The sequence below is a fragment of the Caballeronia sp. LZ035 genome, from assembly GCF_031451175.1.
Taxonomy (GTDB): Bacteria; Pseudomonadota; Gammaproteobacteria; order Burkholderiales; family Burkholderiaceae; genus Caballeronia.
Genome location: NZ_JARUXS010000002.1, coordinates 1,572,354 through 1,597,056, shown reverse-complemented (window position 1 = coordinate 1,597,056; position 24,703 = coordinate 1,572,354). Strand labels below are relative to the sequence as shown.

Annotated in this window: 18 protein-coding genes; 9 read left to right on the top strand and 9 right to left on the bottom strand. The window is 61.6% G+C overall.

All coding sequences use genetic code 11. The features are described from left to right. Nucleotides 1-135 precede the first annotated feature (135 nt). Nucleotides 136-1,536: a replication initiation protein gene (locus QCE88_RS22930; protein ID WP_309906425.1), complete on the top strand. Its 1,401-nt coding sequence runs from the start codon at nucleotides 136-138 to the stop codon at nucleotides 1,534-1,536. A 24-nt stretch (nucleotides 1,537-1,560) separates the two neighbouring features. Here the strand turns inward: QCE88_RS22930 and QCE88_RS22925 are convergent, their stop codons facing one another. Beyond that, nucleotides 1,561-2,739, bottom strand: a complete 1,179-nt coding sequence (locus QCE88_RS22925; protein ID WP_309906578.1) for a YbfB/YjiJ family MFS transporter — start codon at nucleotides 2,737-2,739, stop codon at nucleotides 1,561-1,563. Nucleotides 2,740-2,915: 176 nt separating this feature from the next. On the opposite strand from QCE88_RS22925, the gene QCE88_RS22920 reads away from it, so the two are divergent. The 3 genes from QCE88_RS22920 to QCE88_RS22910 all read left to right on the top strand — a co-directional run bounded on the left by QCE88_RS22920 (nucleotide 2,916) and on the right by QCE88_RS22910 (nucleotide 6,122). Then, nucleotides 2,916-3,191 carry a hypothetical protein gene (locus QCE88_RS22920; RefSeq protein WP_309906423.1) on the top strand — a complete coding sequence of 92 codons (276 nt, stop codon included), beginning with the start codon at nucleotides 2,916-2,918 and terminating at the stop codon, nucleotides 3,189-3,191. 28 nt (nucleotides 3,192-3,219) lie between these two features. Continuing rightward, the gene (locus QCE88_RS22915) at nucleotides 3,220-5,331 is read left to right on the top strand and encodes a phosphocholine-specific phospholipase C (RefSeq protein ID WP_309906421.1); all 2,112 of its coding nucleotides are present in this window, start codon (nucleotides 3,220-3,222) and stop codon (nucleotides 5,329-5,331) included. A 350-nt stretch (nucleotides 5,332-5,681) separates the two neighbouring features. Next, nucleotides 5,682-6,122: an NUDIX domain-containing protein gene (locus QCE88_RS22910; protein WP_309906419.1), complete on the top strand. Its 441-nt coding sequence runs from the start codon at nucleotides 5,682-5,684 to the stop codon at nucleotides 6,120-6,122. 989 nt (nucleotides 6,123-7,111) lie between these two features. On the opposite strand, the gene QCE88_RS22905 is transcribed toward QCE88_RS22910, so the two are convergent. Next, nucleotides 7,112-7,234 carry a hypothetical protein gene (locus QCE88_RS22905; RefSeq protein ID WP_309906417.1) on the bottom strand — a complete coding sequence of 41 codons (123 nt, stop codon included), beginning with the start codon at nucleotides 7,232-7,234 and terminating at the stop codon, nucleotides 7,112-7,114. A gap of 7 nt (nucleotides 7,235-7,241) precedes the next feature. Here QCE88_RS22905 and QCE88_RS22900 point away from each other — a divergent pair, with 7 nt between their 5' ends. Next, entirely contained in the window at nucleotides 7,242-8,138 is an 897-nt protein-coding gene (locus tag QCE88_RS22900; protein WP_309906415.1) for a right-handed parallel beta-helix repeat-containing protein, read from the top strand. 96 nt (nucleotides 8,139-8,234) lie between these two features. Here QCE88_RS22900 and QCE88_RS22895 read toward each other — a convergent pair whose 3' ends face one another. The 3 genes from QCE88_RS22895 to QCE88_RS22885 form a co-directional block, all read right to left on the bottom strand. Further along, nucleotides 8,235-9,230 carry a glycosyltransferase family A protein gene (locus tag QCE88_RS22895; protein WP_309906412.1) on the bottom strand — a complete coding sequence of 332 codons (996 nt, stop codon included), beginning with the start codon at nucleotides 9,228-9,230 and terminating at the stop codon, nucleotides 8,235-8,237. After that, entirely contained in the window at nucleotides 9,227-10,411 is a 1,185-nt protein-coding gene (locus QCE88_RS22890; RefSeq protein WP_309906410.1) for a glycosyltransferase family 4 protein, read from the bottom strand. Before QCE88_RS22890 ends, QCE88_RS22895 begins: the two co-directional genes overlap by 4 nt. Nucleotides 10,412-10,531: 120 nt before the next feature. Then, nucleotides 10,532-11,680 carry a glycosyltransferase gene (locus QCE88_RS22885; RefSeq protein ID WP_309906409.1) on the bottom strand — a complete coding sequence of 383 codons (1,149 nt, stop codon included), beginning with the start codon at nucleotides 11,678-11,680 and terminating at the stop codon, nucleotides 10,532-10,534. Between the two features lie 538 nt (nucleotides 11,681-12,218). On the opposite strand from QCE88_RS22885, the gene QCE88_RS22880 reads away from it, so the two are divergent. From QCE88_RS22880 to QCE88_RS22865, 4 genes are read left to right on the top strand one after another with little or no spacing between them, the layout of a single operon-like run. After that, nucleotides 12,219-14,456 carry a polysaccharide biosynthesis tyrosine autokinase gene (locus QCE88_RS22880; protein WP_309906407.1) on the top strand — a complete coding sequence of 746 codons (2,238 nt, stop codon included), beginning with the start codon at nucleotides 12,219-12,221 and terminating at the stop codon, nucleotides 14,454-14,456. A 31-nt stretch (nucleotides 14,457-14,487) separates the two neighbouring features. Beyond that, nucleotides 14,488-15,630 carry a glycosyltransferase family 4 protein gene (locus QCE88_RS22875; protein ID WP_309906404.1) on the top strand — a complete coding sequence of 381 codons (1,143 nt, stop codon included), beginning with the start codon at nucleotides 14,488-14,490 and terminating at the stop codon, nucleotides 15,628-15,630. A gap of 45 nt (nucleotides 15,631-15,675) precedes the next feature. After that, nucleotides 15,676-16,797: a glycosyltransferase family 4 protein gene (locus tag QCE88_RS22870; protein ID WP_309906402.1), complete on the top strand. Its 1,122-nt coding sequence runs from the start codon at nucleotides 15,676-15,678 to the stop codon at nucleotides 16,795-16,797. Between the two features lie 34 nt (nucleotides 16,798-16,831). Then, a complete protein-coding gene (locus QCE88_RS22865) occupies nucleotides 16,832-17,776 on the top strand; it encodes a hypothetical protein (RefSeq protein ID WP_309906400.1) in 945 nt (314 codons plus the stop codon). A gap of 48 nt (nucleotides 17,777-17,824) precedes the next feature. Here the strand turns inward: QCE88_RS22865 and QCE88_RS22860 are convergent, their stop codons facing one another. From QCE88_RS22860 to QCE88_RS22845, 4 genes are all read right to left on the bottom strand, one after another. After that, nucleotides 17,825-19,009, bottom strand: coding sequence for a glycosyltransferase (locus tag QCE88_RS22860; protein WP_309906398.1), 1,185 nt, complete (start codon nucleotides 19,007-19,009; stop codon nucleotides 17,825-17,827). Between the two features lie 691 nt (nucleotides 19,010-19,700). Then, nucleotides 19,701-21,140, bottom strand: coding sequence for a hypothetical protein (locus QCE88_RS22855; RefSeq protein WP_309906397.1), 1,440 nt, complete (start codon nucleotides 21,138-21,140; stop codon nucleotides 19,701-19,703). A gap of 146 nt (nucleotides 21,141-21,286) precedes the next feature. Then, nucleotides 21,287-22,639: a lipid II flippase MurJ gene (gene murJ, locus QCE88_RS22850; RefSeq protein ID WP_309906395.1), complete on the bottom strand. Its 1,353-nt coding sequence runs from the start codon at nucleotides 22,637-22,639 to the stop codon at nucleotides 21,287-21,289. Between the two features lie 281 nt (nucleotides 22,640-22,920). Then, nucleotides 22,921-24,222, bottom strand: coding sequence for a glycosyltransferase family 87 protein (locus QCE88_RS22845; RefSeq protein WP_309906393.1), 1,302 nt, complete (start codon nucleotides 24,220-24,222; stop codon nucleotides 22,921-22,923). Between the last annotated feature and the right edge of the window lie 481 nt (nucleotides 24,223-24,703).

Sequence of the window (24,703 nt, the reverse complement as noted above, 5' to 3'; positions counted from 1 at the left end):
GCACCGGATACTCGCCGGGGTGCTTTTTGTGTCGCTCGCGTGGAGCCCACGCCGAACCCATTACAGGGGCGGTTTTTGTGTTGACACCTCTTGCTCGCCTGATAGAGTGCCCGTGGACCGCAGTCGATGAAGCGCATGGAAAACCGAGAACCCACCGTTACCCCTCAGCAACTGGCGCTGGACATCTACGAAGACATGTCCGCCCAGGGCTCGGCTATCTCCGAGTCGACGAGAGACATCGGATTCCTGCGCAACAACATCTTCACGCGTGTCGGCGGCCTCGGCATCGCGGCGCGGCGCGTGCTGGATGCCGCGTACTTCATCGTCGCGACCAAGGCGCCGGAAGAACTCATCGACGACAAGGTCTACACCTTCTCCGCCGACATCAACTACTTCAAGTGGCTGATGCGCTACGACAGCCGCAATCACAGCCATCTCATCACGCAGATGCGGGCTGCGGCGCGGGCCCGCGTCGAAATCATGACGGCCCCGTCGATCGAGGAGCTCACGGAAAAGGACTCGTGGGGCACCATCAGCCTGCTGGGCGATTGCTACATCGAACGCAATGTCGTCTGCATTCTGCTGGCAGGACGCGTCATCAAGTACCTCATCAGCCCGTACAAGGCTCACTGGCTCAGTTTGAGAGCTTCGACCGCTTTCTCGCTGTCGCTGTCCCGCGCCATCTACGACCGCCTGATCCCCTGTGAGGGTCACGGCGTGACCGAATGGTTCGCCTACGAAGAAGTCCTCGAATGGCCGGGCAAGGTCGGCGAATCGCGCAAAGAGGTGAAAGAGTTCAAGAAGCGCTTCCTGGAACCGGCCATCGACCAGCTGAACGAAGTGTCGGATTTCGATGTCAGCTGGGAGCCCAACGCCGAGCGCGTGCCGCCCGAGAAGCTCAAGATCCGCTTTCGTTTCACGAAGAAGCAGGGCGCGGATGCCGCGCGCGCCGGCATCCAGGACTCGATGTACCTCCTGCTGCATAACGAATTCGCCTTCGATACCCTCGACTTCGAGCGTCTTGCCAAGCAGCGCGACATGTGGACCGACGAGCGCCTCGAGCAGGCGATCGAATACACGCGCTACAAGCTCAACGAAGGCAAGGTGACGGTGAGCCCGCGCGGCTACTTGTTCAAGGCGCTGGAGGGGAACTACCGGATCGGCGAAGCGGATCGCAAGATGGCGGCCGTCAAGGCCCGGCAGCTCGAAGACGATCGCAAGGACCGCCGCTCGCGCGATGCCGCGCAGGCGAAGCTCGAAGCCAGCATCCAGGTGCAGAACGACACCGCGAAAGCCAAGATGAGCGAGGAAGTCCGCGCGGGCCGCGAATACTTCGAGTCCGCCGATACCCCGTTGCGCCGGGATCTGTGTCACGCGTTCCTGAGCCAGCTGATTCCGCAGCGCCTGATCGAAAAGCAGGGCCTGTCGCGCGACGCGCTGAATGCCGACAACATTCTCACCGTGAACCGCGTAGTGGGCGACGCGTTCTGCTCACACGTGTTCGCGAAGATGAAGAAGGCGCGTCCTAGTCGTTGAAGCGTGCAGGGCTGCGCGTCCCCGCTAGCGGCCGCCCAACGGCTTCTGGAACGCCGCCAGCAGCGCGCCGACCATAAGCACCAGCGCCGAATACACGAGTCCGCGGGTGAGCCCCGCGCTGTCCGATATCTTGCCGATCACCACCGGCCCGACGATCTGCCCGAACGCGAACACGATGGTAAAGGCGTTGATGCCGCGCGCCCACTGCGCGGACGGGAGGTTGTGCCGCACGAACGCGGTCGTCGACGCCACGGCGGACAGGAACGTCGCGCCGAACAGCGCGCCCGAGACGAAGGCCGCGAGCGGATGCGCGATCATCGCGGGAACGAGCGTCGCGACGGCGAGCAGGGCGTTGAGGATCGCGAGCGCCTGGCCGCCGCGCATGCGGTCGAGCAGCGTCGACCACATGCGCGCCGAGACGACCGTCGCCACGCCGAGCAGCACATAGAAGCCGCTCACCACCGGCGCGCTCATGCCTGCATTGCGCAGCAACGCGACGATAAAGGTCATGTAGCCGATATAACCGATGCCGAAACACGCATACCCCGCCAGCGCGAGCGTGAAACGGCGCCGCTGTACCGGCGCGCGGGCTGCGTCGTGCGCGCCGTGGCGGCTCGTGGACGCGGACTGCGCGCTGTCTATCCGCCGCGCGGCCGACGCCGCGACCACTGAAAACACGGCGCAGCCGACGGCCAGCGCGAACCACGCGTAGCGCCAGCCGTGCAGCGTGGGCAACACGGTGAACGGCACGAGTATCGACGAGATGACGATGCCCCAGCCGGTGCCGCCGTAGTAGATCCCGATGATGAGTCCGGCGTCGCGCGGCGAGAGCGAGGCGAGCCGGGCCGCCAGCACGCCGCCGCTCACGAAGATGAGTGCGCTGCCGATGCCCGTCGCCACGCGCAGCGCGAGCAGCGCGCGCGTGCCGGTTACAGCGCCGCTCGCTGCCATCAGTACGACCGTGGCGATGCAGCCCGCGACGAACAACGAGCGCGAGGTGAAGCGCGTCGACCATCGCGAGAAGGCGAGCGCCCCGAGCAGATAGCCGAAGGCATTCGCGGTGTTCATCGCGCCGGCCTGCGCGAAATTCCACGCGAGATCCTGGCGCATCGGTGGCAGCAGCAACGCGTAGGAGAAGCGCGCCAGGCCGAGCGCGATCGCGCTCCCCAGCGATAACGCGATCGCGAGCATCAGCGCCTGCATGCGTTCTGCTTCGAGCCCTTCCTCGCGGGCGTCATTCCGTTGGGTCACGCTCTGTCGTCCTCTTATCGTTCTACGCCCGCCGTATGGTATCGCGCGGACTGGTCACACTGCTTACACAAGCGATGGCTAAGCTTCGCGACGCTGCGTCGATCGGCGCGCCTCTGCCGGAGAACCCGATGTCGTTCGTGCCAGGTCGCCGCATGGCGGCGGGATTCGCCGTATTCCTGAGCGCAATCGTTTGCGGATGCAGCCGTCCGGATGCGGATGTCACGCGTCCGGCGACGTCGCCCGCCGCGCTCGATCCTCCGACGCCCGCAACCACCGACACCAGCGAGCTTCAAGACTGGGCACAGCAGGCCACCGGCACCACCTCAAGCCGCCCGGCGCAGACAGGCAGCGCGCAGGCATCGTCGGACGCGCTTGCGGCCCCCATGATTCACACGGTGGATTGACCTTTCCCTTCACCTTCCCCGCCTACCCATGAAAAACAAGAACCGTCGTGACTTCCTGCGCGCGTCCGTCGAAGCGGCCGGCGCGGCCGCCGCGCTGAACGTGATGCCGCTCGGCATCCGCCAGGCCCTGGCGATCCCCGCCAACAACCGCCGCGGCTCGATCGAGGATATCGAGCACATCGTCGTCCTGATGCAGGAGAATCGCTCGTTCGATCATTACTTCGGCACGCTGCGCGGCGTGCGCGGCTACGGCGACAAAAGCGCAGTCGCGTTGCCGAATGGCAAGCCGGTCTTCCATCAGCCGACGACATCGGGCGCGGGCGAGCTGCTGCCGTTCCATCCGGACGCGGCGAACCTCGGGCTGCAGTTTCTGCAGGGCTTGCCGCACGACTGGGTGACCGGACACGCCGCCTTCAACGGCGGCCTTTACGACCAGTGGGTGCCCGCCAAAGGCACGACGACCATGGCGTACCTGCAACGCGCCGACATCCCGTTCCACTACCAGCTCGCGGACGCCTTCACCATCTGCGACGCCTATCACTGCTCGATCAACTCATCGACGGATCCGAACCGCTACTACATGTGGACCGGCTACGTCGGGAACGACGGCAGCGGCGGCGGCCCCGTCGTCGACAACGCGGAAGCGGGCTACGGCTGGTCCACGTTCCCCGAAGTGCTGGAACGTGCGGGCATCTCGTGGAAGGTCTACCAGGACATCGGCAACGGACTCGACGCGAAGAACGGCTGGGGCTGGACCGACAACGCCTACATCGGCAATTACGGCGACAACTCGCTGCTCTACTTCACGCAGTATCAGAACGCGCAGCCGGGCAGTGCGCTATACGAAAAGGCGCGGCGCGGCACCAACGCGGCCGCCGGGGACGACTACTTCACGCTGCTGAAGCGCGACGTCGCGAACGGCACGCTGCCGCAGGTCTCGTGGATCGTCGCGCCGGAGGCCTTTTCCGAGCATCCCGAATGGCCGGCGAACTATGGCGCGTGGTACGTCGATCAGGTGTTGCAGGCGCTGACGTCGAACCCGGAGGTGTGGAGCAAGACCGCGCTGATCATCAACTACGATGAAAACGACGGTTTCTTCGATCACGTCGTGCCGCCGTTCCCGCCGACGTCGAGCGCCAATGGCCTTTCGACCGTCGATACCGCCAGCGAAATCTTCGCCGGCAACGCAAGCTATGCGAGCGGGCCGTACGGACTCGGCGCGCGGGTGCCGATGCTGGTCGTGTCGCCGTGGTCGCGCGGCGGCTGGGTGTGCTCGGAGACCTTCGACCATACGTCGGTGATCCGCTTCATCCAGAAGCGCTTCGGGCGCGCGCACGGTCTTGCCGAGCCGAACATCTCGCCGTGGCGTCGCGCGATCTGCGGCGACCTCACGTCCGCGTTCGACTTCCGTCAGCCGAACGCCCATCTTCCGACGCTGCCCGCCACCAGCGCCTACGCGCCGCCCGACAAGCTGCGTCACCCGCAATACCAGCCGGTGCCGCCCGATGCGCAGACCGTCCCGCAGCAGGAGCCGGGAGTGCGGCCGGCGCGCGCGCTGCCGTACGAGCTGTTTGTGCGCACGAAGCCGCATGCGTCGAAAGACGCCGTCTCGTTCGATTTCATCAACACGGGCAGCGCCGGCGCGGTCTTCCTGCTCTACCGCAACGCGAGTACGCAGGCGCCGCGCAGCTACACCGTAGAAGCGCGCAAGCGCCTGGCCGACCGCGTCGCGGCGGAAGCCGACGGCAGCTTCGATTTCGTCGTACATGGCCCGAACGGCTTTGTGCGCCGTATCGCGGGCACGGTCGGGAAACCGCATTCATGGTGGTCGAAGGAACAGGCCGAACCGGACGTCGCCGAAGGTTACGACGTGGCCAACGGCAACCTGCAACTGCGGCTCGAGAACCGCGGAACGGCCGCCTGCACGTTCAGCGTCAGCAACGCCTACGCGCCGACGCGGACTGTTTCGCGGCGCGTGCGCGGCGGCGATACGGCGGAGGTCTATCTGGATCTACGCGACGCGCACGGCTGGTATGACGTCGAAATCAAGGTCGATACCGACAACACGTTCGTCCGTAGGCTGGCCGGTCACGTCGAGACCGGCCGGGACAGCATGAGCGATCCTGCGCTCGGCGCGTGATGTCCGCCGCGGCGCATCCGCCGCAGTGATCTCCCGGATCGCGCGCCCCGTCGCTGGGCGCGCGATCGTCTCCATTTCCCCGTTTTCCGGAACTCTTCCGCTCCGATCCGTTCGGAACCACCTGGTTGCGTGCGCCGTCCGCGCCTGCGCTCCCGCTGCGACGCGCCGGAGCGCACGTCGCCGGACGGGGGATGCCCGAATGGCCGAAGGCCTGGCGGACGAGCAAGATCGACATCGCGCGGCAGCTCGAAGCTGAGAATCGTTTCGATGGCGAGGTAGGTAACGGAAATCCGGCGCGTCGGGCCGCACCATCATGCCAACAATGAACTCAAGTGCAAACGGAGACGGGGATGAGAACAAGAGCGACTGTGCTGCTGGTGCGTCATCACACAGTGCTTCTGGTCAGGGAGAGAGGCGGCCCGTGGCTGTTGCCGGGAGGAACGATCGGGCACGACGAGCTGGCGATCGTGGCCGCAATCCGCGCGCTGTTCGATGACACTGGCGTCGAGGCGAGCGCGGCGGCCTTGTTATTCCAGCAGGTGTCCGCGCATCACCTTCATCATGTATTCCGCGTCGCGATTCCCGACGATGTTCATCCACAGCCCGCCATGGGCGGTAGAGTCGATGAAGTGGTCTGGCTCGAGCCGTCTCAACTTGCACACGTGAGCACGACGCCTGGCACACGCGCAATACTGAACCGAGCGCTCGCTCTCGGATCCGACGTCAGGGTCACCAGATCGGCATGGAGTCGCGACGAGTCATCCAGCGAAACGTCCAAACGGTGGCGCTGATGCTATCCGCTGTGGGCTTCAGTTCGTGCTGTTCTGGATGCGCGGCGCTGCCGAAGTGATGCGTCGTCGTTCGAATAGAACACGCGAAGCATGGCGTTGACCGAGTGTCAGGAAAAAATTTCTTGACCTCTCGCGTTGGCTGCAAAATTGGCGCGATGCCCATATTGTCTGCTCGATCTGCCAATACTACCCATTAGCGGCGATCTCGCCTTTTCATCTGAGCAAAAAGCTTAGGACAAGCAAAAAACTGAAGAATAAACATGCTCTGAGGCTTCACCATGCAGCATCCCGCTCACGACCGTTCGTCCCACTAATAGGGGTGTTCCCGACTCTTTGGCGTCCAATTCGAGCGATGCGCCCGTTTGACGTCTAATGAATACATCCCCATTTCCAGACAACGGAAGTTGTACGTAATAACCCGCATAAAACAAATCGATTTAAGCAATAAATGCCGAATTTCCGGGGCGTTACAGACACTTACCAAAGTAGAGAAAATCTTACCTAGATATTACGATAAGATAGTATCGCTCGAGACGAAACAGACAGACCCGTTGCACCTCTCTCAGAGTTCAAAGCCGCACAGCAGCAACGCGGCGCATCCTCCGAACCGTTCCGCACACGTCTTTCGCTTTCTTTCCGCTGATCGCTGAACGAACGATTCGCAAATGGATGAGTAGCAGTCCAAAGTGAATGCATTGGTTCAGAGAAGTTTGAGCCACCCTAATACCAAGGTCGAGCGTCGGCATAGTCGAGTGGTAGTCCTAATTAATGGGCTCGTGCTTAGACACGCCTGTGCTTGCCGTTTCCTTTCAAATTGAAATGAAAATGCACCTCGAAAATGGCAGCATCCAAGACTCCGCGAATCGCGAAGGCGTCATCGCCTTCCGCCGCAAATTTCTATCGGCGCTGATCGCCGGCGCAGGTTCGGTCGTGCTGACCGCATGTGGCGGAGGCAGCGACGGCGGTGTCGCTGAATCGGTAGCCGAGCGTCAGCGCCGCCGCGGCGCGTCGGGCTCCTCCTCGGCGAGTTCGCCGGCTTCCAGCACCAGCGCCGCGAGCGCACCCGCTGCCAGCACGCCGGCGAGCACGGACAATTCGAGCACCAGCAGCACTGCAGGCGTGCTGACCGATAAGTCGTTTGGCGTGAAGGGCGATGGCAAGACCAATGATCGTGCCGCGCTGCAAGCCGCAATCGACGGCTCCGTGGGTCAGATCCTGTTGATCACGGGTCAGTCCCGCATCGACATGAAGGGACTGGATATTCGGGACAAGAGCCACATCCGCTTCGCGCCGGGCGCATCCATCAAGCTGCTCTCGTACAACGCCGAGGTGTATCAGATGATCCGCGTGTGGGACGTGGACGGCGTGATCATCGAGAACGCCTATCTCGACGGGAGCAAGGAACTGAATTCGTCTAAGACCGGCGAATGGGGCATGGGCATCTCGATCAACGGCGCGACGAACCTGACGATCGAATCGCCGACGACCATCAACTGCTGGGGCGATGGCATCTACCTCGACAACAGCTGCTCGGGCAGCAACGCCTACAGCAAGAACATCACGATCAACAATCACCATGCTATCGGTTGCCGTCGTCAGGGCATGTCGATCGGAAGCGTGAGCGGTCTGACGCTCAATAGCCCGATCTGGGAAAACATCGGCGGCACGGCTCCCGGCGCGGGTCTCGACATCGAACCGGACAACAATTTGACCGTGCTCGAAAACATCAAGATCAATAACCCGACGTCGAAGAACTGCGCCGGTCCCGGTATCCAGATCTGGTTGTCGGCGTTTGCGAGCAACGTCAAGAAGACGGTCAACATCGCCATCACCAACCACGTGGACACGGGCAGCAAGGTGTGCGCATTCTCGGTTCAGGCACTGCCGAGAGGCTCGAACGTGACCGGTGCGATCACGAGCACGAATCCGGTCTGGGGCCGTCCGCTCTCTTCGGCGTACATCTTCGCCGACTGGGATCCGTCAGGACCGAAGGTCACTGTCACCAACCCGAAGTAAGCGCTCGGGTCATCGTCGGACGCGCAGTCGCTGCGTTCGACGCGCACACGCGCGTACCTGTCGTGCTTATCGCATGGCAGGTACGCGCGTTTTGCGTTACGGACGTGATGCGCTCGCGGCCGTCCGTCCCGTTTTCGAAGCGATTTTCGCGGCACCCAGTTCGTTCCGGAAACGACGGCGCCAGTAGAAATAGAGTGCGATTCCCGCCGGCAGTTGACTGGCGACGAGCAACGCCGCGCCACTCGATCCGATGTGCCGCACGATTGAGCGCCTCGCGAACAGTCCATAGGCAATATATCGCCATGCCATCGGCAGACGCACTTTCAAGCGGACTTTGGGCGACAGAAACCATCGCACGCTTTCGATCGCGCCGTTCGGGCACTTCACCATGAAAGACTTTCCGCCCTGCGTCAGTCCCGCCTCCAGATAGTTACCAACGTAGATGATCTGGTTGATGTGAATCATTCGGTACTCGAGTCCGATAGCAGCCCAGACCGCGTCTTCCGCGAGAAAGCGCTCGCCTTCGAATTCGGGAAACGGAAAGCGTCGCAAGAGATCGCTGCGATAGACCTCGGCCTTGTCGCCTCTCACGCCGCGGTTGAACCTCATCTCGATGTAAGACGCTACCTCGCCGTCCACTGGAAAGCGCGCCCCGAGCGTGTCGTGCTCGGTCGTCCCGCGCAGGAAGCAGACGCCCGAACAATCTGCCACACGGTGATCGCGCCACACGTCGCGAATACTCGACACTGCATCCGCTGTCACATAGTCGTCGCTATCGACGATGAATACGAGTTCTGTCCGCACTGCCGGCATTGCTGCGTTCAAGGCGGTGTGCTTGCCGCCGTTGGCCTTTCGGATCACGCGCACCGACACCTCAGACTGCGCCAGCAGCGAGGCGCAGTACTCCGGTGTCGCGTCGGTGCTGCCGTCATCCACGATGAGCCACTCGAAGCCGTGGTCCGCCTGCCTTGCAAGGCTCTCGAACAGGCGCGGCAAGGTATGCGCCCGATTGAAAGTCGGCGTGACGATGGTCAGGAAGGGCGTTAGGTCCGTCCCGGCGGCAACCGGCCGCACTTCGTCGATCGCGCTCATGCGGATTCGCTCTGCATCATGGGCGGCCGGCGCCGCAAAGTGCCCAATTCGCGATAGGTGGTGAGCAACTTGTCCAGCACGACCCTCTCGTCGAATTCACGCAAGCCTTTCTCGTGAGCGGCCAGCCCCAGCTTGCGGGCGAGCGCGCGGTCGTCGTCCAGCAATCGGATGGCGTCGGCCAGCGCCCGTGCGTCGCGAGCCGGAACGATCAGGCCATCTTCGCCGTTGCGGCTGACTACCTCGCGACAACCGGGGCCGTCGGTCGTGATGAGGGGCAGCGCGCACGCCGCGCCCTCGACCAGCGTGGTGGGCAAACCTTCGCGGTAGTAGCTCGGCAGCGCGACGACATCGACGTTCGACAGAAGCGCCGGCATGTCATGCACATGACCCAGCCACTCAACGAGCCCTTCTTCGGTCCAGCGTCGGACCACGTCGAGGCCGATTGCCGTGGGGTTGCCCTCATCAGGCGCACCCGCCAAAAGAAAACGTATCGTGCGGTTCTCGTGCTTCAGGATCCGCGCGGCTTCCGCGTAGTCTTCAATGCCTTTCTCGCGTATCAGGCGCGCGGCCAGCAGCACACGCAAGGGCGCCGCCTCGCCGCCTGTTGTTTCCTGACGCGGCATGAAGCGCCGGAAGTCAACACCTGCGCCGCGCACGACTCTCACCGCTTCCTTATCGACGATCCTCGCCTGCATGAAGAGCGCTACGTCGTCGGGATTCTGGAGAATCAGTGCGCTCGAGCCGCCTCGAAACGCGAGTCGCATCACCTGCCGCACCATCGGACGCAGCACGCGTGCCTTGATTCCGTTGCTCGTGAAGACGTAGCCCATGCCGTCGATCGCGTTGATCCGTACCGGCACGGAAGCAAGTTTGGCAGCCAGGGCGCCATACACCGCGCCCTTGATCGTGAAGCCGTGGATGATGCCCGCCCGCTCCCGCGCCAGGAACTCCGCCAGCCACAGGATGAGCCGCAGTTCACGCAGAGGATTGAGGCTACGACGATGCATTGGCACGGCGTGCCAGCGGAATCCCAGCTCGATGAGTCGTTCGCTATATTGCCCCTCGGGAGACAGGAGGACGACCTCATAACCTTCATCGCGAAGACGGCTCGCGAACGAGAGCCTGAAATGATAGAGATACCAGTCCGTGTTCGCAAACAGCACGACCTTGCGCGGATTCATGCGGCCTCCCAATCATGTGACATGCCGAAAAATGAAATGCAAAGCTGGGCGCGCGCGGTGCGCGCTGCCGTCCCGTACGTCTGCAGCGCGCGGGCGAAGGCAGGAGTGCTGGTTGCAGGATCAGTGCAGGCGGTCGGGCGCAGCAGGCGGTCTTTCGGCGCGAGACGCCGGTCTGATCGCTGCAATAGGAAGAATCATCCAGCCCGGAGTCTTGAATCTCACCACGGATGAATAGATCCAGATATAGATGCTCACGAATGCAATGGCCGAGATCGCAAGCGCATAAGGCGCGTTCCAGAAGAGCGTTGCAGGAACGATCGTCACCAGACTCAGCAGCCACAGGTAGACCGAGCCCAGCGAGTTACGGCGGACGCAGTTCTGCTTGTCCCTGAACGAGATGCCCTTGCGGGCAATCCGCTTATAGATCAGCGTATGAAGGTGCAGCGCGTCAGGCGCGTCGACTGGCCTGTGGCGAATATAGCGGCGCCGGTAGATGGAAAAGAGTGTCTCGAACACCGGATACATCAGTACGATCGCGTAGAACGCGCTGACGCCCGGATGACGCGCAATCAGCAAGACCACGAGTTCGGCCATCACGAAGCCGATGAAATAAGCGCCGCCGTCGCCCATGAAAACGAGGCCCGATGGATAGTTCCATACGACAAAGCCGCCGATCGTCCCGATCATCGTGAAAGCCACGCTTGCCACTAGCCAGTCGTTGACCGTGACCGCAACATAGCCGACCGATGCAAAGATCAGGATCGCGACGACCGACGAGAGACCGTTGAGCCCGTCGATGATGTTCATCGCGTTCGTGACGCCGGCAACCGCAATCATGGTAAACGCGATCCCGATCGGCAGCACACGCAAGGCGAAATCGATCGCGGGCACATCCGCCCGGTCAACCACGGCATGCAGGACAAGGCAACCGGCGAGTGCCGCGCCGAGGGCGCAAAGCAGTCGCATGCGGGGGCTGACGCGCTTGGTGAGATCCTCTGCCAGGCCGCCGATAAAAACCGGCGTCGCGCAACTCAACAAGATGAATGATTCGTAGCTTGGTGAAGTATGAAGAAATGTCGAAGCCGATAAAGTTATCGCCGTGGCGGTGAATATGGATAGCCCGCCCACACGCGGAATCGCACTGTAGTGATTCTTCTGTACACCATCAAGATCGAGATCAAGTGAAAAGCGCGCGTAGGTGCCGGCATATCTGACGACGAGCCAGGTCACCAGAAATGCGGCTGTGAAGCCCACTGCCAGGTTGATCATTTGCTTCTCCGGGAGCTTACGAAAGCGGCAAAGTGAGGTGCGCGATTTAAGGTAAAAGACACCTTCGTTACAACGCGGTCGCTAATGCTGTCACACACGAAAAAGCCAAGAAATCCAATAGACGGACAATGATATGGCGAATTGCCAGGGCGGGCTGGTCCGCGTCCGAATCGGTATCGTAATCAACAATCCATGGTCATTCCAAGGAGTTTTTTCCCCAATCCGACGATAGATTTTTTATGTGCGCTGCCGAATTGTTCAGATCAACCAACCATATAAAAACTGCGTTGTTGGCGTTATCGACGAGCGCGTTATAGGATACGTGGCGTCGTCGATCCGGGCCAGCCGAGCCGTTATGTATGTCTAAAGGACTGGAGGCGGCAAACCATGATAGCCAGAGCATTCCGGCGTTAAGTCAGATAAAAGCTGCAACTCGCATAACCTCGTACGAATCGCTGCGAGCATTTCATCTCGTCGTATAGGTGCGTCACACTCGACCGCCGGTCGCCGAGCGAGAAACGAGAGAGAGGGGTAACGCATGGCCGAGCACATCGAGCAGCGCGGTGCGGGAAATGCTTCGGCTTCCGCATTTGATCTGGTGGGCGTCATCGATAGCATTTATTCGCATCGGTGGCTCATTATTTGTACGTTCGTTTTAATATTCGTCGCCGGAGTTGTCTATGCGACTATCGCGCCGTCGATTTATCAAACGCGTGTTGTCATTCAATTGGAGAGTACCGGCGAAGGGCAATCGCGCTCCCCGAATGATTATGTCGGCGATGTGTCATCGGTAGTCGGGGTTCGGTCAAATGCGGACGGTGAAATTCAAATCCTGGGCTCGAACCTCGTCATCGGCGAGGCAGTCGATGCGCTGAATCTGGCGGTAACGGCGAAGCCACGCTATTTTCCCGTGATTGGCGGAGTCATCGCGCGCAACGCGGAGGACCTCTCGACGCCGGGTATTTTCGGTCTGGGCGGTTTTGCCTGGGGCAACGAGGCGATTGAAGTGCCGGTTTTCGACGTGCCGAAGCGAGCGCTGGGCCGGCCGTTTCAGCTCAAGACCCTGGGTGGGGACCGCTTCGAACTGACCGGCCCTGGCCTTGACGCGCCCGTGATGGGCAAGGTCGGTCAGGCCTTGAATGTCAAGACCGCAAACGGGCCTCTGGATCTGCGCGTCGCCAGTATCCAGGCGGAGCCGGGAATCGAGTTCGTTTTGAAGCGCGCGTCACGCGCTTCGGCGATCAGTGAACTGAGGCGCTCGCTACAAGTCGAGGAGCAGGGCAACAAGTCGGATGTGTTGTCGGCAACGCTATCCGGCTCCGACCCGGTCCTGATGACCGCTACGCTCAATGCCATCTCGCAGGCGTACGTCAGACAGAACTCCGAGCGCAAGGCGGTGCGAGCGCAGTCTTCACTCGACTTCCTCAACTCGCAGCTTCCCGCACTCAAGCAGCAGGTCGAACAGGCGGAGCAACAGTACAACGAATATCGCAACAAGCATCTGTCGGTCGATATCAGCGAGCAGGCGCGTGTACTCCTGCAACAGTCATCGACGGCGGATACGTCGCTCTATCAACTGCAGCAGCGACGCCAGGAACTCGCCACGCGCTTCTCCGCCACCCATCCGGAAGTGCTCCAGATCGACAAACAAATCGATGCGACGAAGCGCTATCGCGATTCCCTCACGGAGCGCGTACGAGAACTTCCCGCGGACGAGCAGGGCGCGGTGCGGCTGATGCGCGAAATGCGCGTCTCGACGGATGTTTATTCCACGATGCGTTCCAACATGGAGCAACTGCAACTCGTGCGTGCCGGCAAGATCAGCGGCGTGCGCGTGGTCGACGCGGCCGTCGTACCCGAGGAGCCGTCCAAGCCGAACCGCATGATAATCGTGGTCCTGTCGTTGTTCGGAGGGCTCTTCGCCGGGCTGGGGCTCGCTTTCGCGCGTGATTTCCTGAAGAAGGGCGTTGTCGATCCGGTCGAGTTGCAGGGCACGGGTCTCACGATGTTCGGCGCGATTCCGATGAGTCATGACGAGGCGCGCCTGGCGAGAACGCGCAAGCCGACGATCGACGAACGCCTGCTCGCCGTGAAGTGCCCGCAGGATGCGGCGATCGAAGGACTGCGCATGCTCCGCACCGCGGTGCAGGTCGCGATGATCGGCGCGCGCAATAACGTGGTCATGCTGAGCGGCCCGATGCCGCATAGCGGGAAGTCATTCACGTCGGCGAATTTCGCGGCAGTGTTGGCCGCCGGCGGCAAGCGCGTGCTGCTCGTCGATGCGGACCTGCGCCGCGGCCACATGCATCGCATTCTGGGGCTGCCGTGGGAACGCGGACTGGCGGAGGTGATGGAAGGATCGGTCACGATCCAGGAAGCCATTCGTCGCGATGTCCTGCCCAATCTTGATTTTCTCAGTGTGGGCAAGTACCCGGACAACGCGTCCGAACTGCTGCTGCGAGGCGACTTCGAGCGTGAAATTCGTCAGGTAGCGGACGACTACGACATCGTCGTCGTGGATGCGGCGGCGGTGCTCGCGGTATCCGACGTCGGCATCATTGCACCGTCGGCCGGAACGGTGCTGCTGCTTGCGCGCTACGGCGTCACGCGTGCGACTGAAATCGACACGGCCATTCAACGCCTCAATCAGGCCGGCTGCAAGGTGAACGGGCTGGTCCTCAATGCGGTGCCCGACGGCGCGGGCGGCTATGCGTACGCGCGACGTTACGGCGGGGGGGCATACAAGGCCTACTATCAGGAAACGAGTTCATCTTGACGTGCCGCGCATCGAGACCGGCGGGGGCCCAATGAACATCGTGATCTTCATCTATTCGATGGAGTGCGGCGGCGCGCAGCGCGTCACCGCGAATCTTTCGAACGAGTGGGCGTCGCGTTCGGTGAACGTGACGATCGTGACGGAAGTGTCGCCGGATCTGGATTTCTATCCGCTCGACGGCTCCGTGAAGCGACTGCACATGCCTATTGCCGCAAGACGCAGCGGGCCGCTTGGCGGGCTGGGCGGTCTCCTGGCGAACTTCGCGCGCGTGCGCGCCGCGCGCCGCATTCTCAGGTCGGTGAAGCCCGATATCGCTGTCGGCATGATGACGGCCACGTCCGTTCTGACGATCCTCGCTGGCTGGGGGCTGCCGTGCAAGGTCGTCGCGACCGAGCACACGCATCCGCCGATCGTGCCGAGCCGGCTATGGGCGACCTTGCGGCGCTGGGTATTTCCGTCCGCCGACCGGGTTGTCGTGCTCACCGAGGAAAGCAAGGCCTGGCTGCGCGAGCATTGTGACTGTTCGGCGGTGTCGGTGATTCCGCCGCCGTTTTCGCATCCGATTCCGCGTACCGAGCCCATCATCATGCCCGAGACCGTGCTGCAAGCCGGGCGCCGCATGCTGCTGGCGGTTGGCCGCATGCACGAAGCGAAGGGCTTCGACTATCTGATCGACGCGTTCGCCCGTATCGCCGGGGACTTGCCGCAATGGGATCTCGTGATCGTCGGTGAAGGGGATCAACGTACGCGCCTCGAAGCGATGGTCGAGCGCCACGCGCTGCACGATCGCGTGAAGATGCCCGGGCACGCGGGTAATGTCCGCGACTGGTATCAGCGCGCGGATCTCTACGTGCTCACATCGCGTTTCGAAGGCTTTTCGATGACGCTCGTCGAGGCGATGGCCGCCGGCGTGGCCGCGGTCAGCTACGACTGCGATTGCGGACCGCGGGACATCATCCGTCACGAAGACAACGGATTGCTGGTGCATCCGGTGGGTGACACGGAGGCGCTTGCGCGGGCACTGGAGCGGCTCATGGCCAACGATGCCGAACGTGCCGAGATGGCCGCGCGTGCGGCGGGCGTGTCGCAGACCTTCGCCTTCGAGAAGACCATCGCGTTGTGGGGCGAGGTGTTTTCGACTGTCGGCGTGAAATCGCAGGCTGGGATCGCCTGATCTTCATCCACGTCAATTGGTGCATCGTTCGCATAGCGGCCTTTCATGAAGATCTTCCTGTTAGTCAGTTCGATGGGTTCGGGCGGCGCAGAGCGGGTTGCGGCGACACTCGTGAACGCGTGGGTCGCACGCGGCGACGAGGTGACGCTCGTGCCCACGTTCTCAGGCGGCGGCGCGGTGTTTTATCCGGTGGACGAGCGCGTGCGCGTGGTTCACCTCGCGCGCCTGGCCACGGGGGAGGGGCGTGGGCCCGCCGGATACCGGGTCCGCGTGAAGCTGCTGCGCGGCCTGATCCGCGAAGGGCGACCCGATGTGCTGATCTCCTTCCTGCCGAACGTGAGCATCATGACGCTGCTTGCCGCACGCGGACTGCGGATACCCGTCATTGCATGCGAACACAACAATCCTTCGGTCGACGGCCGCTCGCGGTTCTGGGCGTTCCTGTGCCGCGTCTTCTATCCGCGCGCGGGCGTCGTGACGGTGCTGACGGAGAGCATCGTCGAATCGTTCCGGAGGATGGTGCCGGGTGCGCGAAGCATCGCCGTCGTGCCCAATCCGTTGCCGAACGAGGTGTTCGAACGCGGACTCCTGCGCGCCCATGAAGGCGGTCGCATGAAGGTGATGTCGGTCGGGCGTCTCACGGCACAGAAGCAGTTCGATATTCTGATCGACGCCTTCGCGATTGTCGCCAGGGAGCGCGACGACGTCGATCTGTGGATCTGGGGGGAAGGCAGCGACCGCACTCTGCTCGAAGCGCAGATCGAACGGCTTGGCATGCGCGAACGCATCTTCCTGCCGGGAACGACCGACACCTTGTGGAACGAGCTGGCCAACGCCCGGGCGTTTGCCATGTCGTCGCGGTTCGAAGGCATGCCGATGGCGTTGATGGAGAGTCTCGCGCTCGGATTGCCATGTGTGGCCTCCGATTGTCCAAGTGGTCCGCGCGAACTCACGCGCGATGGACAGGACGGACTGCTCGTGCCGGTGGGTGATCGCGAGGCGCTGTCCGATGCGCTGCGCCGCCTCGTCAGCGACGATCGCCTGTGCCATGAGATGGGCCGTCAGGCTGCGAACTCGATGCGCGAGCGTTTCGGCTTGCAGGCGATACTGCCGCAATGGGACCTGCTTTTTGCGCGCGTCGGCGCGGGCGCACTTCCTGGGGCGTGACGCGATGAGTGGCGCACGAAGACGGTGGCAGCGCGTGACTTCAGGCAGCCGCCATGTGCTGCTCGCGGTGACAACGCTCTGTCTTGCCGGTTCCGGCCTGCCCGGAGCGCAGATCCTGACGCTTCCGAAGAACCCGAAATGCATCGAGACTTCGTTCGAACGCCCCGCATTGCATGACCCGGTGGATCCGATGCGCTATGGCGCGAAGTGCGACGGTCACACGGACGACACAGCGGCTTTCCAGCGAGCCATCGACGCGAGCGATGTGATGGTGCCCGCCCGGACCTGTGTCATTGCGCATACGGTCACGATCAAGACGAGCTATCGCCGCATGGAATGCAAGCCGGGTGCCGTGCTCAGGCGCAATGTCGCGGGCGAGCACACCATGTTTCTCTATCGGGCCGGCAATGGACTGATGCTGAACAACAGCATCGTCGGCTGTACGTTCGAAGGCGCAAACACGCCGAAGCCGGTGGTCGACTGGGACGCGCCAGGGCACTGGGATATCCCGGTGGAAACCAACGACAACGTCAGCAACTTCTTCCTGGCCGGCAACACGTTCAGGCAGTTCTTCGGACAGTCGATGTTCCAGACCGGCGGAGCCAATGGAGGCAGCGGAGATCGTGTTGTTTTCAACACCTTCGATAACTGTCCGCTCTATGGACCGGTCTTCGTTGGACATCGCAATGGCTATGTCGGCTATAACAAGGCGATGAGTTGCACGGTGGGCGTCGAGAACGATGACGCGACGCAGAACAGCGGCGGCAATGTCTTCGAATGTAATCAGATCACGTCGAACCTGTCCGAGGCCAAGCTGACCGGCGGCGTCTACGGTGACCGCACGAATTACGGCGGCAATACGGTCCGATACAACACCGTGGCCGGAAAGGATACCTGGGTGCTCATCAAGCACCAGCACAAGGGTACCGATGCGAAGTATCTCGACAATGTTTGCAGCGGCGGTTGCAAGACGGAATAGCCGGCTTGCCGAAGCCGGCCGACGCGCGACGACGCAGACACCGGGACGCTAGTCGCGCGCTTCTTCGGAGCCCGTGTGCAGGCCGGCCTGCACAGCCGCTTCACGGGTGCTCGCGGAGTTCGCGAGGCGGTGATAAAGGGCGTCCCAGTCGCGCGCCACCTTGCGGATATCGAAACTTCGCTCAACGAAAGCGCGGCCCCGTTGCCCGGCCTGCTCATGCTCTTCAGCCGAAAGCCGCATGGTGTACGCCATGCGTTCGGCAAGAGCCACGGGGTCTTTAGGTCGTGCGAGTTTGTCGACGTCGTCGGCCGGAAATAATTCGCCCACGCCGCCGACATGGGTTGCGACCACCGTACGCCTTGCAGCCATTGCTTCGAGGATGACCATCGGCATGCCTTCCCAGGCGGACGACAGCACGACTGCGTCGGCCGCGTTCATCAGATCCGGAATATCGTGTCGCGGCCCGAGAAACTGAATGATCGGGCCTAGCCCGGCCTGTTCGCATTGTTTGAGCAGGTCTGCCTTCTCGGGGCCGTCGCCAGCCAGCAGCACGCGCATCCGCGACAGGCCTTGGTCGCGCAGCAGTGCGACGGCCTTGATCAGGTTGGAAAAATCCTTCGCCGGGACCAGCCGGCCGACAGCCAGCCAGACAAACTGATCTTCGATGCCGAGTGCAACGCGAAGTGCCGCACGCGCGTCCGCGTCGCAATCGAAGCGTTCCAGATCCACGCCGTTCGGCACGAAGCCACCTTTGCGCGGACTGATCATGCGCAACGACACGTAATGCTGGTACGAACTCGCACTCACACTGCTCGTGTAGTGCGAAAGATGGCGCGTGAGGCGGTATGCCAGGAGCCTTGCATAGCTGCCCTCGAGTTCGTTGATGCTGTGTGCGGTCGATACGATGGGAATTGTCGGAAAGAACAGCCGTGCAACGCGCACGAAGATGTTGGCGTGGACCATGTGCGAATGCACGATGTCGGGACGCCATGAGCGGACGAGTTTTGCGAACCGCCAGAGTGCGCGCGGGTCGGACTTTCCCGGCAGCATTTTCAACGTGATGACTTCCACGCCCATCTCTGCAAAGTCCTGAACAAAGTATTTCGGCTCGATCATCGAGACTACGGCCACCTCCCAGCCCAGACGCTGCAAGGCGCGTACGAGCAATAGCAATTGACTCTCGGCACCGCCCAGGTTGAGGCCGGTTATGACGAACATGATCCGGGTTCGCATGGCAGTCGTCCTTGTTTTCGTCAGACTAAAATTGATGAGCGGTCTGTCTAAAGAGTCGTGGCGTCGCGCCGTTTACTCATGAAGTGCTGAGAGAAGGGTCTCGGGCATCTGGTTTGCTAGCTTGAAAGCAGATGCCCTTGCTGTCCTCGATCTTCCCGCGTTCCGCCGAGACGATTCCCTCTTCAAGGGAATCCCGCGCGCCCGGCCTGCAAATCAGGCGCTTCTGTGCACCACCACACGCAATGAAGGTGTTGTCCGGAAAGGGTTGAAAGAGGACCTTGACCTTTGTGTGCCTTACCGTACATAAAAAAGGTGCGTGTTAGAATACTTGCCGCTGCCGTTCGGCAATGCCGACTTGAAAGCGTGCTGCAGGCGATATCCAACATGTCATGAATTCAGCTCTGTAGTCGTCACGTACAACTCGCGGAGAAGATATGGCTTGGCTCAATCTGGGCGGCACGATCGCGATCGGCGCCGTCATCGTGCTTGCACTCATCGCAGTGTTCGATATCGTGTTTCGCTCGCCGCGGTCGAAACGTCTTACCAACGACGAATCGGCCGACGCTGCGCGGTCTTCTGCAACACATGCGTCCGGTCCGGGCAGTGCTCGCGAATTGAAGCGCTCAAACGGCACTGACCATTAAGCATCCAGTCTCACCAACCATCGCTGCCTCTATCTTCGCTGTTGTCACTACAAGCGGCTGTACTCCATTCGAGCGCTCGCTCGCCGGGAAAGGTTCATCTTGATGTCCACCACCGTGATGTCACCGGCCTGATTCCAGGTGTGCAAGCCTGACTGGCCAGGCGCAGCGTGTTTCACGCGTATCGGCGATTCGGCGTATTCGCGCATATCGAGTTTCGTAATCTCGCAAAACCACACAGCTGCGCCATATTCGCGCTCGCAGTCCTGCGCCGGTCGTACGAGACGGCCCTCGTCATCCCTGAAAATATTGCCCGCCATGCGGGCGCGACGGCAGTCGGAGACGATAGGGTTGCCCGGGTGCGGGTGCCATGGGCCGAAAGGCGTGGGCGCGTTGTAGAGATGCAATTCGTCCCAGTTCGGACCTTCCCCCTGTTCGATCGTCGTGAAGAGCCACCAGGTGTTCGCCTCGTGCAGAAGCGTGGTGTCCGCAGCAAGGATGTCCTGCATCAAGGTCGCGTGATGCACCCATGTGTCCGGGAACGGCGCGGCGCGATAGACCTCGATCGTCCGGTTCCCCGATGTCTCCGGGATCATGAAGACTTCGCCTTCGTAATCGAAGATGAACGGATACGAAAGATGATAGGGCCGCTCCAGCACGATGCGAGGCGGGGCGTCCCATGTGTTCGTCGCGGGATCGAGGACGACGTGTGAGATGACGCCCTTGCCGGTCGCGTACGGCAAGTCTTCGAAGAACAGATGATATTGACCGGCCGCATCGCGCCAGGGAAAGGGATCGGCGAAGAAGCGATCGCTCGGGGATGGGATCTGCAGCCACCATTGCGCGCCTTCGGCGCTCACGCCTGGATCCGCGCGCTGTATGGCAATTCCCCAGTGACCCCGTCGCGAGAACCGTTTGCGCAGTTGATTGACGACCTTCTCGCGCAGATGGCGAAAAGCGAAACGCATCACGTCGGCGTTGGACATGCGGGTCGTTTCGCCGGTCAGGTCGATCACGGGAAAATCGCGTGGCGAAGCGGCGGTCTCGAGGCGCTGTCGCGCGCGTTCGCACAGCAGCCGCTGACGCTCTAGCGCAAGCGACAGCGAATTGCAAAAGAAGAGGCGATTCGGTATGGCTACGTGCGATTCCGCAATCAAACGTGCAGGTTCACCCGGCGCACGCCACACGATCTGAAGATGCGGTGTTTCGCGCATCAGCAAGGTCTTCCACAAGTTCGTGATGCTGACGCTGCCGTTATAGAGAACTTCGCATTGCGGATGAGCGGAGCGCCCGGCTCCGGGCAGCATGTCGCCGGGAGATGTCTTGTACAGCATGCGCTCGAATCTGACCCACATATCGAGCATCAGGGGAAAGCGCTGATTCATGTTCATCGTCGAATAGGCGCGATTGTCGGGATGGCATTCGCCGCCATGCGGGTCGCCGGATTCATTCGACAGTGAAGTGGCCGCATGCCACGAAAACGGTGGCATATGAATCGCCTTCGAAACGGACTGCTATCTACGCGCGGTCGTGTGGAAGAGACTCTGGCATTGGACCGCGAGTGCCGCGCGGCTTATGTGCGAAACCGAACCTTTCGAGCCGAACTGTCGAGGTCGCGCGAAGTCGCAGGCGGGAGTCATTCGCCGTCGCGGCGCGGCGCGCGCAGGCACATCAGATAGCAGGCGAAATTGGCGGCCGCCATCACGCCGGTCGCGAGCACTACGCCTTGCGCACCGTAGCGCGGCGCCAGCACGATGTTCGCCACGATCTTCACCACGAAGATCGCGACCGCGATGGCCGCAAGCATTCGATAGCGCGCCTCGCTCACCAGCAATTGCAGAATCACAAGCGCGCCGAACGCAAACGGCAACTGCACGAGGCCAACCCGGAAGAGTTGAGTGACCGCTACCGAATCTTCAGCCGTAAAGGCACCGCGCTGAAAGAGCAAGGTGATGATCCAGGGCGCGAGAAACCAGAAGATCACCGCGCCGATTGCGCCGATCGCGGCCATCACGAGCGACCACTTGAAGGTGGTATCACGCGCACGGACATGATCTTTCGCGGTCAGCATCTCGGCGAGGATAGGCAGGATGGCGCGGCTGATGGCAAGCGCGCCCATGCCCAGCAGCAGCGCCAGTACGCGGTAAGCGTAGCCGAAGGTCGAGATTGCACCGTCGCCCACGTGCGCAAGGAAGTACTGATCGAGCGGCGGGATCAATGTAGCGAACACGCCGCCGAATACGAGCATGCTCGTGGAATGAAACACACTGCGCCAGTGAGGCGAACGAAATGAAAAGCGCAGCCGCAACCGAACGCTGTCGGCGCTCCGGGCGCTGAAGTGAAGCAGCGCGGTCTGCACGACGTAGCCCAGCGACGTGCCGAGCATCAAGGGTACGAGCGAACCCTGCGTCGGCAGGACCAGCACGCAGCAGAGCAACACGAGCGCGGGAACGCTTTCGAGCAGCGTATTCAGGTGCTTGCCGCTCGCCTGCAGCCGCGCCGAACTGATGCAGATGGTCAAGCTGAGGATGCCGACCACCGCCAGGCCGAGCAGCAACTGAAAGCACATCTGGCGGGTCTGTTCGGACAGATTGCCAGCCACCACGTGAGCGAGAAAAGGCCATGCGAGTAAGAGCAGCCCCGTCAGCACGATGCCGAGACCAAGACATGCGGTTTCCATTTCGCTCACGAATTCGCCGAGCTCTTCCTTGTTCTCGCGCATGCGTACGAACAGCGGGACGAGAAGAATGCTCAGTTCATTGGTGAGCGTGAGCGGAAGCCAGGTGACGAGCACGAGTGCAAGCTGGTAGGCATCGACGACACTGCCCACACCATACTGCTGCGCAATCGCCATTTCCTTGAACGCGCCCGCTCCCTTGCCGAGAAAGACGAATAGCGAAACGATCAATGCGCCCTTCGCTATGCGTCGATGGTCGGTGTGAAGATTCAGAAGCCGCTTTCTCAGTACGCCAATCGCGGATGTCAGCACGTGGTCTCCGGAAAGTGAACGGGGGCATCGCGGGTATTGCTTGCGCTGGCGTCGAGGCGAAAAGCGCTCGGCTGCGAACGAACGAAAGGACACGAGGCACGGAAACTATATCGGGGCCGGCATGTAGCGTGTGCGCCATTGCCATCACTGCGCCGCCAAAATTCCCGAAGCGCTTATCGTATGATGAGAGTGCCTTTCCGAGCCGGGCGGACAAAAAACGGGGAGCCCTTGTCGCCGACGGCGGACGGCTTTTTCCCGAGCGGTCTGAATCGGCTAAGAAACTATAGGACTCTCGAATCAAGGCGACCGGGCCCGTTGCGCGCGGTGCGTGCGAATACGGCCGCCGGCGGGAAATAGCGCGCCACGCACAGCGCATAGGTGAGGAAGGCCGAGACGGCGTATGTCGCCGACCGTTCGAGAAAGAACAGGAGCAGTGTGGCGATTGCCAGAAGCAACAGCTCTGTACGTGGAGTGATGGCGGACAGTTGCAGGTCCGTTTGTTCGAGCGCGGTTCCGATCAGGATCACAAGCGGAATCAGTGCGATCACCATGTGGATGGGTTCGAGCACCGGCGCAGCGAGCAGCATCGTCATGCAGGCGAGCGCGAAAACGGTGCGGTTATCGCGGCTTCGGCGGAGCACCAGGTAACACGCGAACAGGCAGATCAGCGCAGCGAAGAGGGTCGACGTCAACCGTAGTGCGGCGGCGGATGCGGGCATGCCCAGGCTCTCGGAGAGCGTCTGCAGCACGCCGCGCACGGAGCTATTGCCCGGCAGGCCGCCTGCAGCGGCGATTTGTGCCTGAGCCCGGGCGAGCTCTTCAGTAAAGTAAGTGAGGATGACCTTGAAACCCAGCTGACTCGCGGTGTAGAGGGTCAGCACGCCAGCGCAGATGAATGTCGACAACACCGTGCGCCATTCCTTGCGAAGCAGAAGCAGTCCGACGATCGCGAGGGGCGTCACCTTGAAGACGACGGCAAACCCGAGAAATAGGCCCGCGGTCCAGCGATTGTTGCGCTCGATAAGAAAGAATGCGGCGGCCAGCAAAAAGAACAGAAGTTCGTTCGATTGCCCGAGATAGGCGTCATGCAGCACCGGGAAACTCAGAAGCGTAATCGCAACAAGCAGTGCGGTGACCCGCCGGTCGCCGCCGCGATACGACAGCTTCGCGACCAGAACCGCTCCGATGACGCACAGGATCGCCGACATGCTTACCCACACGAGTTTGGCGGTAAACGGTGGCAACCACGCGAGCGGCGAGAAGATCAACGCGAAATGCGGCGGATAACAATAGATGAGGATATCGCCGACCGTATTGACGCCGAGCCCATTCAGGAACGCGACGAGTTGCTCGTTGTTATAGATCAGCGAGGCATCGTGCGGCGCGTTCAGGACCGACTGGAACGCGTAATAGTAGAAATTGAAATCGCTGAACGCCTGTGGATGATTTGCGCGATAGGCAAGAACATAGTGGTAGACGATGACCATGCGAATCGCAAGGAAGCCCATCGCCACCAGCATCAGGAATGCGGCGAAGACACGGACAGTCTCGGCGGACCTGGCGCCAACTCGTGCGTTCAGCATGGAGTGCTCCTGTGAGGACCTGGTGACTGCAAGAATAGGAGCCCGGCAATTCGGGCCTTGGAGAGAACCTCGTCATTCTTCGCATGAAACAACCGACGCGAGCACGCTTTATGGCCTCCGCATCGTGACAGCATGACGGGCCGAACGTCAATCGTGTTTTCCTCACTACAGCGCAGAAACTCGAACCTTCATGCTCGAGGTCGATACGGGCACGACTCTGCGGTGTTTGCCAATGAGCTGAAGAAGAAGAAACCGGTTCGGTCATGTTTTTGCCTGACGAACATTTCTTTTTCTTGACCTGGGTTCATTCCCTTTCCTGATCAGGAAGACGAATAAAATCGTGAACCGTCTGACCTGGCCAGACACGCCGAGTCGTCTCGGCAGGCGACCTTGCTGCGGAAGCCTATTGCCGCGCACGACTCCCATTGCCGGGACACGCAACTAGAAGCGCTCCAGAATCACGCCGATTCGCGACCGCAGG

What these genes read in the sequence shown, in the direction of transcription:
- QCE88_RS22910 (WP_309906419.1), top strand. Translation starts at nt 5,682, where the DNA reads ATGAGAACAAGAGCGACTGTGCTGCTGGTGCGTCATCACACAGTGCTT.
- QCE88_RS22875 (WP_309906404.1), top strand. Translation starts at nt 14,488, where the DNA reads ATGAACATCGTGATCTTCATCTATTCGATGGAGTGCGGCGGCGCGCAG.
- QCE88_RS22915 (WP_309906421.1), top strand. Translation starts at nt 3,220, where the DNA reads ATGAAAAACAAGAACCGTCGTGACTTCCTGCGCGCGTCCGTCGAAGCG.
- QCE88_RS22895 (WP_309906412.1), bottom strand. Translation starts at nt 9,230, where the DNA reads ATGAGCGCGATCGACGAAGTGCGGCCGGTTGCCGCCGGGACGGACCTA.
- QCE88_RS22890 (WP_309906410.1), bottom strand. Translation starts at nt 10,411, where the DNA reads ATGAATCCGCGCAAGGTCGTGCTGTTTGCGAACACGGACTGGTATCTC.
- QCE88_RS22880 (WP_309906407.1), top strand. Translation starts at nt 12,219, where the DNA reads ATGGCCGAGCACATCGAGCAGCGCGGTGCGGGAAATGCTTCGGCTTCC.
- QCE88_RS22845 (WP_309906393.1), bottom strand. Translation starts at nt 24,222, where the DNA reads ATGCTGAACGCACGAGTTGGCGCCAGGTCCGCCGAGACTGTCCGTGTC.
- QCE88_RS22855 (WP_309906397.1), bottom strand. Translation starts at nt 21,140, where the DNA reads ATGCCACCGTTTTCGTGGCATGCGGCCACTTCACTGTCGAATGAATCC.
- QCE88_RS22925 (WP_309906578.1), bottom strand. Translation starts at nt 2,739, where the DNA reads ATGCAGGCGCTGATGCTCGCGATCGCGTTATCGCTGGGGAGCGCGATC.
- QCE88_RS22920 (WP_309906423.1), top strand. Translation starts at nt 2,916, where the DNA reads ATGTCGTTCGTGCCAGGTCGCCGCATGGCGGCGGGATTCGCCGTATTC.
- QCE88_RS22860 (WP_309906398.1), bottom strand. Translation starts at nt 19,009, where the DNA reads ATGCGAACCCGGATCATGTTCGTCATAACCGGCCTCAACCTGGGCGGT.
- QCE88_RS22885 (WP_309906409.1), bottom strand. Translation starts at nt 11,680, where the DNA reads ATGATCAACCTGGCAGTGGGCTTCACAGCCGCATTTCTGGTGACCTGG.
- QCE88_RS22930 (WP_309906425.1), top strand. Translation starts at nt 136, where the DNA reads ATGGAAAACCGAGAACCCACCGTTACCCCTCAGCAACTGGCGCTGGAC.
- QCE88_RS22870 (WP_309906402.1), top strand. Translation starts at nt 15,676, where the DNA reads ATGAAGATCTTCCTGTTAGTCAGTTCGATGGGTTCGGGCGGCGCAGAG.